The sequence below is a fragment of the Pseudomonas sp. 1D4 genome (assembly GCF_001728925.1).
Classification (GTDB): Bacteria; Pseudomonadota; Gammaproteobacteria; order Pseudomonadales; family Pseudomonadaceae; genus Metapseudomonas; species Metapseudomonas otitidis.
The window spans coordinates 31,208-42,692 of record NZ_LXJQ01000035.1; the positions used below are offsets into that span (position 1 = coordinate 31,208).

The window sequence follows — 11,485 nt, forward strand, 5'->3', positions numbered from 1 at the left end:
TCAGGCGAGGCGGAAGGCCAGGTGGCTGCGGGCGGCGGCGGCGAACTCCTCGGCCAGGCCGAGACTGAGGCGCTTTATGAGTCCGGCCGAGGCCAACTGACTGGCCGCCAGGCCGGGGACGGTGAGCACGTCGTGGCGGCTGCGGTGGGTGAACTGCAGGGTGAAGGCACCGTCCTCCTGGCGGGTGACGCTGCAGGCATGGTCGGGCAGGTAGAGCTCGAACAGCCGCGCGATGTCGTCGGGCGTGAGGGTCATGGGAGGGGTCCGCAAGGGTCGAATGAATGGCGCCAGAATAATCGCAGCGCAGCGGCTGTCCACTGCCGTGCGGGGCAACACGGACGGGCGGTGCGACCGTGCATCGGCGTTCCTCGCCCTGCAACCAAAGGCTGTCCAGGCTTGTCACAGGGGATGCCCGTTGCGCGGGTACCGCACAGGTTGCGTAGAATCCCCCTCCCGGCCCGTCCTCGCCCGGCAGCGAGCGGTGGCCGACTGCGCCAGCGCGGGAAAGCGCTCGGCGACTTTCACCCCCGGATGCCCTCGCATCCCAGCCATGGAATCTGAAATGCCGCAAAGACACGTGATCAATGCCTCGGTAAGCCCCAAGGGCAGTCTCGAGACCCTCTCCCAACGTGAAGTGCAACAGCTGAGCCAGGCCGGCTCCGGCAGCGTCTACACCCTCTTCCGCCAGTGCGCCCTGGCCATCCTCAATACCGGCGCCCAAATCGACAACGCCAAGACCATCCTCGATGCCTACAAGGATTTCGAGGTGCGCATCCACCAGCAGGACCGTGGCGTGCGCCTGGAGCTGTTGAACGCCCCGGCCGATGCCTTCGTCGATGGCGAGATGATCGCCAGCACCCGCGAGATGCTGTTCAGCGCCCTGCGCGACATCGTCTACGCCGCCAGCGAGCTGGACAGCCTGCGCATCGATCTGGAGAGCTCCCAGGGCATCACCGACTACGTCTTCCACCTGCTGCGCAACGCCCGCACCCTGCGCCCGGGCGTGGAGCCGCGCATCGTCGTGTGCTGGGGCGGCCACTCCATCAGCACCGATGAATACAAGTACACCAAGCGCGTCGGCCACGAGCTGGGCCTGCGCAACCTGGACGTCTGCACCGGCTGCGGCCCCGGCGTGATGAAGGGCCCGATGAAGGGTGCCACCATCGGCCACGCCAAGCAGCGGGTGGCCGGCGGCCGCTACCTGGGCCTGACCGAGCCGGGCATCATCGCCGCCGAGGCGCCGAACCCCATCGTCAACGAGCTGGTGATCCTGCCGGACATCGAGAAGCGTCTGGAGGCCTTCGTCCGTGTCGGCCACGGCATCATCATCTTCCCCGGTGGCGTGGGCACGGCGGAGGAGTTCCTCTACCTGCTGGGCATCCTCATGCACCCGGACAACCGCGAGCTGCCCTTCCCGGTGGTACTCACCGGGCCGAAGAGCGCCGCTGCCTACATGGAACAGTTGCACGCCTTCGTCGGCGCCACCCTCGGGGCCGAGGCCCAGGCGCGCTACCGCATCATCATCAACGACCCCGCCGAGGTGGCCCGTACCCTCTCGGCCGGGCTGAAGGAGGTGAAGCAGTTCCGCCGCGAGCGCAACGACGCCTTCCACTTCAACTGGCTGCTGAAGATCGACGAGCGCTACCAGCACCCGTTCGACCCCACCCACGCCAACATGGCGGCACTGGACCTGAGCCGCGACCTGCCGCCCCACGAGCTGGCCGCCAACCTGCGGCGGGCGTTCTCCGGCATCGTTGCCGGCAACGTCAAGGCCACCGGCATCCGCCTGATCGAGGAACACGGCCCGTATGAGATCCACGGTGACCCCGCGATCATGGACCCGCTGGACCGGCTGCTGCAGGCCTTCGTCGAGCAGCACCGCATGAAGCTGCCCGGCGGTGCCGCCTACGAGCCGTGCTACCGCGTGGTGCCGCGCCACGCCTGACCGACGCCGCCCGCCCGGGCACTGCACCCGGGCGGGCGGCGTAGAGTCCGCATCACGTCGTATCCCCCTCCATACCTGCAACAAGCCTGCCGCTTCCCTTCCTGGCCATCCGTGCCGGGTGGCGAAGCCGTCACCGGGTCCTGCCGCCGAGAGGCGTGACCCCACCTGAACGAGACGCCCCCACCGATGCCCCCTACCCCGGTCACCCGCCAGGGCGGCTGGCCGTGATGGCTCTGGCGGCGTTCGCCTGCTGGCGCTACGCCGCGCAACTGGGGCTGCGGTCGGGCGCCTAGAAGAGTTCGTCGAGCTGCTGGAAGTAACGCCGCCGCTCCGGCTGGTCCGGGTAGGGCAGCTCCGCCAGCAGGCGGTCGGCAAAGGCCGGGGAAATTTCCTCGCCCAGGTTGCGGTGGGCGAAGGCGATGTCCATCCAGGGGTCGGCCACGCCGCCGCGCCCCAGGTCGAGGAAGTACAGGCGGTCACGCTCGTCGATGAACAGGTTGCTGTCACCCAGGTCGCCATGGGCGAACACCCGGCCCTCGTCGGGCAGCCCCTGGTGCAGCAGCGCCAGCAGGTCACCGGTGTTTTCCAGGTCAGGCCACTGGCTGAGGTCGACGTCGTCGGCCAGCAGCCCGTTGGCCAGCAGGTAATCCAGCTCCCGCAGACGCTCGGTGATACCGGCACGCAGTGGGCAGCGGTCCACCGCTACACCCTGCAGTTGCCGCAGCGCGTCCAGGAAGGCCGCCAGCACGCGCTCGTGCTGGCCGTCGTCCACCAGGTCGTACAGGGGCACGCCGGGCACGGCGCGGGTGATCATGCAGGCATGCTTCTGGCCCTCTTCCACCAGCACGAGCTCCGGCACCGGCAGTCGTCCGGCCAGCCAGTCGAGCACGGCGGCCTCGCGCACCACGCTGTAGGTGGTGGGGGCGTAGATGGCCGGTGACAGCTTGAGGAAGAAGCGCTCGCCGCGCTGTTCGAAGGTGTAGACGGGACAGGGCGATTGCCCAGCGTCGTCACGTTCGAGGGGTGCGTCGCCAATGAAGCGAAGGGTCTGGGGCGGAAGAGTCAGGTTCATGTCGGAGTCCTTTGCCGAACCAATGGGTGCAAGCCAGGCTTGCGAAGCGGCAGCGAGCCTACTGCCGGGCCACTCGTCGGAAAAGCTACAGGTGGCCGCAGTCTGGGCGGATCAGATCCCCACCCACTGCAGCAACAGCCCGAGCCCGCCGGCGCAGGCGAGCACTTCGATCACCCCGCGCCGCCAGCGCAGCAGCGCCAGTGCGGCGAGCCCGGCCAGCACGGCCGAGGTCCAGTCGAAGCGCCCGTCGAAGCCCAAGGGCCAGAACACGTGATAGCCGAAGAACAGCGCGAGGTCGAGGATCACCCCCACCAGGGCCGCGCTGATGGCCGTCAATGGCGCGGTGAAGCGCAGTTCGCCGTGGGTGGACTCCACCAGCGGCCCGCCGGCGAGGATGAACAGGAACGACGGCAGGAAGGTGAACCAGGTGACCAGCACGGCAGCGACGGCGCCAGCGAGAAAGGCCTGCTCGGGGCCGAATACCTGCTGCGTGTAGCCGCCGATGAAGGCGACGAAGGCCACCACCATGATCAGCGGGCCCGGTGTGCTCTCGCCGAGGGCCAGGCCGTCGATCATCTGGGTGGCGCTGACCCAGCCGTAGTGCTCGACCGCGCCCTGGAACACATAGGGCAGCACCGCGTAGGCGCCGCCGAACGTCAGCAGCGCAGCCTTGGTGAAGAACCAGCCCATCTGGGTGAAGGTGCCTTCGGGACCGAAGGCCGCCAGCAGCAACCCCATGGGCAGCGCCCACAGCAAACCGCCCACCAGCAGCAGGACTGCCAGCCGCCGTGGGTTGAAACGCGCATGGGGCGGTGGGGGCGTGTCGTCGTCGATCAGGGCCGGCCCGTGGCGGGTCACGCTGCCGGTATGGCCGCCCGGCTGGAAGCGCGAGGGCGCCAGACGCCAGCCGATCCAGCCGGCCAGGCCGGCGCCCAGCACCACCAGGGGGAACGGCGCATCCAGGGCGAAGACAGCAAGGAAGGCGACCACGGCCAGCAGCTTGAGGCCCGGGTCATGCAGGGTGCGCGAGCCGATGCGCCAGGCGGCGTGCAGCACCAGCGCGGTGACGGCCGGCTTGATGCCCCGGAACACCCCGGCCACCAGGGGCTGCTCGCCATACACCAGGTAGGCCCAGGCCAGGCCGATCAGCAGCACCAGGGAAGGCAGCACGAACAGCAGGCCGGCCAGCACGCCGCCGAGGGTGCGGTGCATCAGCCAGCCCAGGTAGGTGGCCAATTGCTGGGCCTCAGGCCCGGGCAGGACCATGCAGTAGTTGAGGGCGTGCAGGAAGCGCCGCTCGGAGATCCAGCGCCGCCGCTCCACCAGCTCCTGATGCATGATCGCGATCTGCCCCGCCGGGCCGCCGAAGCTGATGAAGCCGAGCCGCAACCAGAACGGCAACGCCTCGCGCAGGCTGACGGCAGTGGGTGCAACGGGGGTGAGGGGCTCGGCAGTGGTGTCGGGCATGGTGCGGCTCGGCGGATCGGTGGGGGCAGTCTGCACGTCGGACATGACGCTCAGGCGTCACGCAGCAGGTCGTGGGCGTCCAGCAGGCGCCAGGCGATTTCGGGGCGCTGTTCCAGGGCCCGGCGAATGGCCGCCGGCACGGACTGGCGCACCTTGCGGCAAAGGCCCGGCATGGGCTCCAGGCGGATGTCGAGGCCGCGCATGCTGCGCACCTCGTTATGGCCCGGGCCCAGGTGCAGGCGCACGCCCAGCAGCTCGAACAGGCGCTGCTGCATGTGGTGCAGGTCGTCCAGGTCCCGCAGCTGCTCCAGGCGCTCCAGCAGGCGCTTCTCTTCCATGCGGGTGAGGCGCAGGGCACGCAGGTCGGCCCCCGGCGTTTCCAGCAGGCGGTCACGGTCGCAGTCGCAGGTGCCCGGTGGGCAGGGGGCGCGCAGGGGGAAGGCGTCGTTCATGGGGCAGCAGCATAGCCAGCAGCCGGGCTTCCGCGCCACGCCGTCATGCAGGTTGCCCGGCCCTCGCACGCGGCATCGTGCAGGCTGCACGAAACCTGGTGCGGCGCGCCTGCGACAAGCCCGGCCGCGCAGGCGTTGCCGCCTGTCGGGACGCTGGCACGAGCCCTGCATCGGGGGTCAGGTCCAAACACACCACAGGAAGGACCATGTTCACCGCCATCAAGGACATCTACGACGCCTTTCCCGACCACAGCGTGGCCGTCACTCCGCGCCCCGACGGCAAGTGGCTGCTGTCGATGTGCCGCAACGACCGACTGGAACTGACCCGCGCCTTCGACGGCGAGGCGGTGTTCTGCAAGCGCCGCATGCACGCGCTGATCCGCGACGTGGCGCTGGAGATGGCCAGCCTCGCCCGCCGCTCCACCTGACCCGGCGGGCCCGCTGGGGCCCGCCGGGCCGGCTCAGGCCTGCCCCTTGATGATGGCGTCGGCGATGTTGGCCGGCGCCTCGGCATAGCGGGAGAACTCCATGGAGTAGCTGGCCCGCCCCTGGGACATGGAACGCACCACGGTGGCGTAGCCGAACATCTCGCCCAACGGCACCTCGGCGCGGATCACCCGCCCCGCCGGCACTTCGTCCATGCCCTGGATGAGGCCGCGCCGGCGGTTGAGGTCGCCCATGATGTCGCCCATGTAGTCCTCGGGGGTGACCACCTCGACCTTCATGATCGGCTCCAGCAGCACCGCGCCGCCGTGCTGCGCCAGTTGCTTGGTGGCCATGGAGGCGGCGATCTTGAAGGCCATCTCGTTGGAGTCGACGTCGTGGTAGGAGCCGTCGAACACGGTGGCCTTGAGGCCGAGCAGCGGGTAGCCGGCCAGCACGCCGTTCTTCATCTGCTCCTCGATGCCCTTCTGGATGGCGGGGATGTACTCGCGTGGGATCACGCCGCCTACCACTTCGTTGACGAATTCGAGGGTGTCCTTGCCCTCCTCGCCCGGCTCGAAACGGACCCAGCAATGGCCGAACTGGCCGCGCCCGCCGGACTGACGGACGAACTTGCCTTCGATCTCGCAGCGGTTGCGGATCTTCTCGCGGTAGGCGACCTGGGGCTTGCCGATGTTGGCCTCGACGTTGAACTCACGCTTCATGCGGTCGATGAGGATGTCCAGGTGCAGCTCGCCCATGCCGGAGATGATGGTCTGCCCCGACTCCTCGTCCGAGCGCACGCGGAAGGACGGGTCCTCCTGGGCGAGCTTGCCGAGGGCGATGCCCATCTTCTCCTGGTCGGCCTTGGTCTTGGGCTCGACGGCGACGGAAATTACCGGCTCGGGGAAGTCCATGCGTTCGAGGATGATCGGCTTGTCGAGGTCGCACAGGGTGTCGCCGGTGGTGACGTCCTTCATGCCGATCAGCGCGGCGATGTCGCCGGCACGCACCTCCTTGATCTCTTCGCGGGTGTTGGCGTGCATCTGCACCATGCGGCCGACCCGCTCCTTCTTGCCCTTGACCGAGTTGAGCACCGAGTCGCCGGAGCTGAGCACGCCGGAGTAGACACGGGTGAAGGTGAGCGTGCCGACGAAGGGGTCGGTGGCGATCTTGAAGGCCAGGGCGGAGAACGGCTCGTCGTCGGTGGCGTGGCGCTCGTCGTGGCGGTTCTCGTCGTCCGGGTGGGTGCCCTTGATGGCCGGAATCTCGGTGGGCGCCGGCAGGTAGTCGATCACCGCGTCGAGCACCAGCGGCACGCCCTTGTTCTTGAAGGAGGAGCCCAGCACGGCGGGGACGATCTCGCAGGCGATGGTGCGCTGGCGCAGGCCGGCCTTGATCTCCTCCAGGCTCAGGGCCTCGCCTTCGAGGTACTTGTTCATCAGCGTCTCGTTGGCTTCGGCAGCGGCCTCCACCAGCTTCTCCCGCCAGGACTCGGCCTCGGCGAGCAGGGCCTCGGGGATCGCCTCCTCGCGGAAGCTGGTGCCCTGGTCGGCGTCGTTCCAGTAGATGGCCTTCATCTTCAGCAGGTCGATCTGGCCTTCGAAGTTCTCCTCGGCGCCGATGGGCAACTGGATGGGCACCGGGGTGTGGCCGAGGCGCTGGCGGATCTGCCCGACCACCCAGAGGAAGTTGGCGCCGGCGCGGTCCATCTTGTTGACGTAGGCAATGCGCGGCACGCCGTACTTGTTGGCCTGGCGCCAGACCGTCTCGGACTGCGGCTCGACGCCGTCGGCGCCGCTGAACACCACCACGGCGCCGTCGAGCACGCGCAGGGAGCGTTCCACTTCGATGGTGAAGTCGACGTGGCCGGGGGTGTCGATGATGTTGAAGCGGTGCTTGTCATACTGCTTGGCCGAGCCGGACCAGAAGGCGGTGGTGGCGGCCGAGGTGATGGTGATGCCACGCTCCTGCTCCTGCACCATCCAGTCCATGGTGGCGGCACCGTCGTGCACCTCGCCCATCTTGTGATTGACCCCGGTGTAGAACAGGATCCGCTCGGTGGTGGTGGTCTTGCCGGCATCCACATGGGCCACGATGCCGATGTTGCGGTAACGGTCGATGGATGTGGCGCGGGCCATGGCTCACCTCGTCGGGGGTCGTATTCAGGAAAAGGACGTCTCCACCGGGTCCGGGGAGCGGATAGCAAGCATGGTTCAAGCTGGCCAACGCGCAAGCCCGCCGGCCCTGGCTGGCGCGTTCAACCATCGGCAGGTGCCCAGCGGTAGCCTGCCGACATAGACTGGCGCCCACGCGTGACCGATCCCGCCACAGGCGCCACTTCCGACCGGCGCCCATGACAATGACCATCAGGAGATTCCGCATGTTCCGCGCCATCCTCATCGACAAAGATGACACCGGCTACCGCGCCACACTGGCCGAGCTGGACGAAGCCCGGCTGCCCGCAGGCAACGTCACCGTCCGCGTCGACTACAGCACCCTGAACTACAAGGACGGCCTGGCCATTACCGGCAAGAGCCCAGTGGTGCGCACGTTCCCGATGGTGGCCGGCATCGACCTGGCCGGCACGGTGGAGACCAGCGATCACCCCCACTACAAGCCAGGGGATGCGGTGCTGCTGAACGGCTGGGGCGTGGGCGAAACGCACTGGGGTGGCCTGGCGCAGAAGGCGCGGCTCAACGGTGACTGGCTGATTCCGCTGCCGGCCGGCTTCACCCCGCGCCAGGCCATGGCGGTGGGCACCGCCGGCTACACGGCGATGCTCTGTGTGCTGGCCCTGGAGCGCAATGGCGTTACCCCGGACTCCGGTGAGGTGCTGGTGACCGGAGCCAATGGCGGCGTCGGCAGCTTCGCCATCGCCCTGCTGGCACGCCTGGGCTACCAGGTGGTCGCATCGACCGGCCGTCCGGACCAGGCCGAGTACCTCCAGCGCCTGGGGGCCACCACCCTCATCGAGCGCGCCAGCCTGAGCGAGCCGGGACGTCCCCTGACCAAGGAGCGCTGGGCCGGTGCCGTCGACTCGGTCGGCAGCCACACCCTCGCCAATGTCTGTGCCAGCACCCGCTACGGCGGCACAGTAGCGGCCTGCGGCCTGGCCCAGGGCATGGACTTTCCCGCCAGCGTCGCACCCTTCATCCTGCGCGGCGTGACCCTGGCCGGTATCGACAGCGTGATGCGCCCGCGCGCCGACCGCATCCACGCCTGGGAGCGCCTGGCCCGCGACCTGGACCTGGCACTGCTGGAAGACATCACCCGCGAGATCAGCCTGGAAGAATCCCTGCCGATGGCCCGCGAACTGCTGGACGGCCAGGTGCGTGGTCGCGTGGTGGTGGACGTCAACCGCTGAGGGAACGGCGATAAGCGCAGCCGATAGTCACTATTACCTAAGGTGATTTCCCGCCACGGGAGCCGGTGTCTATCCTGCCACCCATCGACTCGCCGGCAGCCCTGCTGCCACCCGCCCCTGCTGGTAGCGGTCGCGAACCGATCGTGTATTGCTCCTAGCTCCTCCCATGGCCACCCCCTTGGCCATCCATGCAGCCCACCCCCCGGGCTGCTTTTTTTCGTCTGGCGAAAAGCCCGCCCGGTTCCATCTCCACGTTTCAACGGACATGAAAAAGCCCCGCTTGTGCGGGGCTTTGGAATGGGTTAGCTCTCAGTCAACGAACGCCAACGCACTGGGTAAAACTCTTCGAAACCGAAATGACGTCATCCTTCCGGCTGTAGGTCTTAGGGGCGCCAGCAAAGATGCGGTTCTCGCACATTTCTCTGTAGTTGGTGTGCTTCTCCAGGCATTGGCTATTTTCTTCGCACAGGAACCTAGCCAGTTGGTTTGCGCCAAACACCACTTCGGCTTGGCTTACAGGCGTGGCTTCCACCTTCTTGAGCACGTCCTGATAACTCGTCACCGTTACGGGCTCTGATTTGGCGAAATGATGGGTATAGGCGTAGTAACCCGCTCCAATGATGGCGATCAGCAACAGCAGTTTTTTCACGCGATGTCATCCCTGATAGAAAATTGGCGCGGCAGGCTAGAGCACAACCCACCAGCATGTCTACCAACTGCTCCTCAGATCCTCAGGACAACAGCGCAACCGACGCACCATGTCCTGATTTACCAGCACCCGGATAGCCTGCCTGGGCAACCGTAACTCTCAAGCGGCCCATGAAAAAGCCCCGCTTGTGCGGGGCTTTGAGTAACGCCGACTCGCCTTAGGCGGTCAGCGCACGCTGAGCGCGGTCGATCACCTGCTGCAGCTGGCTGGAGTCACGGTAGTGCTCCGGGTAGAGGCGCTGGCTGTGGCAGGCAACACCGTACTCGCTGACGATGGTGAAGCTGAAGCCGCCCTTGCGGGACGGGGCGGTGATCTGGCACTGCAACGGAGCGAATGCGCGGGTCAGGGTGGTGATGGCGTCTTTGGCCTGATGATGAATGGTCATGTTGTTATGTCCTGCATACAAGCGGCATGGCCGCGTAATAAAACTCCGAATCCGCCACCCAAATGGGCGCAACGGATGATCCTTATCGGAGCGAATGAGCCGGCATTTGGTTCCACCCACGACGGGTGAGCCGACGAAGTACTTCGGGTGCCAGGTTGTAGCCGCGGCAAGGTTCTGGGCCGGCGGCTGTCCTGATCAGACTTCTGGATGGCTGGCCAGGAACGCGGGAACGCCATTGGGCGGGAAGTTGCGTTCAGGTGACCATCGAGGAGACCGGTGCCGTGGTGCGCGGGGACGTCGCGGAGTACAGCTGACCGGACTGACTTACAGCTAGGTACTAGGCGGCCGATCATACGGCATGCTCCGAAGCTTGGATAGGCCCAAGGGCCCGGGTTTGTTTCCTGATCTTTCCTTTCAACGCTGGTGAGGGCCCAAGGATCTAGATTCTCACCGTCCGTCGCCATGGGACGGGTCCTAATGGTGGCGGGGTCGGGGCATGGTCGTCCTCAGCCCGTGACACGCTGATGACGACCGGGTGACGGCTCGAATTAAACAGACGGACGGACGCCCCCTCTCAGCAGGAGGCGTCGCGCTGCGCCGCCTGGCGCTGAAGGGTGGCGCTGGGCGGCTCGCCGAAGAGCTTGCGGTACTCGCAGGAGAAACGCCCCAGGTGGGTGAAGCCCCAGGCCATGGCGATGGCCGAGATATTGCGCGGACTGTGATCGTCCAGGAGCGCCTGGCGCACCGCCAGCAGCCGGTGGCGCTTGAGGAAGGCCATGGGCGACACCCCGAAGTGCCGACGGAACCCTTCGAACAGCTTGAAGCGCGACACGCCGGCAGCGCGTTCGATGTCTTCCAGGCAGAGGTTCTCCCTGGCGTGAGTACGCATGTAGTCCCGCGCCCGGATCAGGTAGTGCGGCAACTGCAGGGCCTGTCGGGCCCGCAGTTCATCACTGTAGCTGTTCGGCTGGGCCAGCAGCAGGCCCTTGATGAAGGCGCTCTCCAGGTCCCGGGAAAACAGCCCCTGGCCGTAGAGTGCCGCGCCCCGTGCCAGCTCATCGGTGAGATGGCGGGCCATGCGCCACCAGGCACCCGTCGCCCCGTCGATTGCATCCATCTGTGGCTCGAAGTGCAACGGCTGGACGACGCTGCGCTCCAGCAGCGCCTCCAACACCTCCATCAGTGCCCGTCGCGGGATGGCCACCTGCAGCTTGCGGCAGTTGCCGGCGATGGTCAGCCGCTGGCTCTGGTCGGGCGACAGTACCAGGCCGAGCCCGGGGTCCGAGCGCAGGCGACGACCGGCGAGGTCCAGCTCCTGCTCGCCGCCCAGAGGCAGGCTGAGGCTGTAGCAGTCGAGGATGGCTTCCTCGCCGACGCCAATGGTGACGTCGGTGCCGTACTCCACATGGCCGAGGGTAATGGCGCTGGTGGGCAGGACATTGCCACTGTGGTGGAAGCGGATGCGCTCCGGACGCGCAGCGTCCAATCGATGCGGCCCGCAGATGGCCGCCATCCAGGCGCGGGCCCCCGCCAGGTCGAAACGATCGGCGAGCAGGCCCCGACAACGAGGGGATTCTTTCAGGTTCATCACACGGCACCCAGCAGGGTTTATGGAAGCGCGCTCTGACGGCGCATTACCAGGTTCAAGGCAAGCAACATGCCACG

11 protein-coding genes are annotated in these 11,485 nt (G+C 67.2%); 3 read left to right on the forward strand and 8 right to left on the reverse strand.

The genetic code is table 11. The annotated features are described in order from the left end of the window. Positions 1-255 (reverse strand): hypothetical protein, encoded by a 255-nt coding sequence (locus A7D27_RS17675; protein WP_069562784.1) that lies wholly within the window; start codon positions 253-255, stop codon positions 1-3. Positions 256-562: 307 nt separating this feature from the next. Between A7D27_RS17675 and ppnN the strand changes: the two genes are divergently transcribed. Beyond that, positions 563-1,945, forward strand: coding sequence for a nucleotide 5'-monophosphate nucleosidase PpnN (gene ppnN / locus A7D27_RS17680; protein WP_069562785.1), 1,383 nt, complete (start codon positions 563-565; stop codon positions 1,943-1,945). A gap of 289 nt (positions 1,946-2,234) precedes the next feature. On the opposite strand, the gene A7D27_RS17685 is transcribed toward ppnN, so the two are convergent. From A7D27_RS17685 to A7D27_RS17695, 3 genes are all read right to left on the reverse strand, one after another. Beyond that, a complete protein-coding gene (locus tag A7D27_RS17685) occupies positions 2,235-3,017 on the reverse strand; it encodes an APH(3') family aminoglycoside O-phosphotransferase (RefSeq protein WP_069562786.1) in 783 nt (260 codons plus the stop codon). A 111-nt stretch (positions 3,018-3,128) separates the two neighbouring features. Then, on the reverse strand, positions 3,129-4,484 hold the full coding sequence (gene chrA / locus A7D27_RS17690) for a chromate efflux transporter (RefSeq protein WP_069565609.1): 1,356 nt from the start codon (positions 4,482-4,484) through the stop codon (positions 3,129-3,131). Between the two features lie 50 nt (positions 4,485-4,534). Then, positions 4,535-4,936, reverse strand: a complete 402-nt coding sequence (locus A7D27_RS17695) for a hypothetical protein (RefSeq protein ID WP_069562787.1) — start codon at positions 4,934-4,936, stop codon at positions 4,535-4,537. A gap of 206 nt (positions 4,937-5,142) precedes the next feature. Here A7D27_RS17695 and A7D27_RS17700 point away from each other — a divergent pair, with 206 nt between their 5' ends. Then, complete coding sequence (locus A7D27_RS17700) at positions 5,143-5,364, forward strand: hypothetical protein (protein ID WP_069562788.1); 222 nt, start codon at positions 5,143-5,145, stop codon at positions 5,362-5,364. A gap of 33 nt (positions 5,365-5,397) precedes the next feature. On the opposite strand, the gene fusA is transcribed toward A7D27_RS17700, so the two are convergent. Then, complete coding sequence (gene fusA / locus A7D27_RS17705; RefSeq protein ID WP_069563265.1) at positions 5,398-7,500, reverse strand: elongation factor G; 2,103 nt, start codon at positions 7,498-7,500, stop codon at positions 5,398-5,400. Between the two features lie 242 nt (positions 7,501-7,742). On the opposite strand from fusA, the gene A7D27_RS17710 reads away from it, so the two are divergent. Next, complete coding sequence (locus tag A7D27_RS17710; protein ID WP_069563266.1) at positions 7,743-8,726, forward strand: MDR family oxidoreductase; 984 nt, start codon at positions 7,743-7,745, stop codon at positions 8,724-8,726. Positions 8,727-9,039: 313 nt separating this feature from the next. Here the strand turns inward: A7D27_RS17710 and A7D27_RS17715 are convergent, their stop codons facing one another. The 3 genes from A7D27_RS17715 to A7D27_RS17725 all read right to left on the reverse strand — a co-directional run bounded on the left by A7D27_RS17715 (position 9,040) and on the right by A7D27_RS17725 (position 11,408). Further along, on the reverse strand, positions 9,040-9,375 hold the full coding sequence (locus A7D27_RS17715; RefSeq protein WP_069563267.1) for a hypothetical protein: 336 nt from the start codon (positions 9,373-9,375) through the stop codon (positions 9,040-9,042). A 217-nt stretch (positions 9,376-9,592) separates the two neighbouring features. After that, positions 9,593-9,820: a hypothetical protein gene (locus A7D27_RS17720; RefSeq protein WP_044404113.1), complete on the reverse strand. Its 228-nt coding sequence runs from the start codon at positions 9,818-9,820 to the stop codon at positions 9,593-9,595. Positions 9,821-10,394: 574 nt separating this feature from the next. Continuing rightward, positions 10,395-11,408, reverse strand: coding sequence for an AraC family transcriptional regulator (locus A7D27_RS17725; protein ID WP_069563268.1), 1,014 nt, complete (start codon positions 11,406-11,408; stop codon positions 10,395-10,397). Between the last annotated feature and the right edge of the window lie 77 nt (positions 11,409-11,485).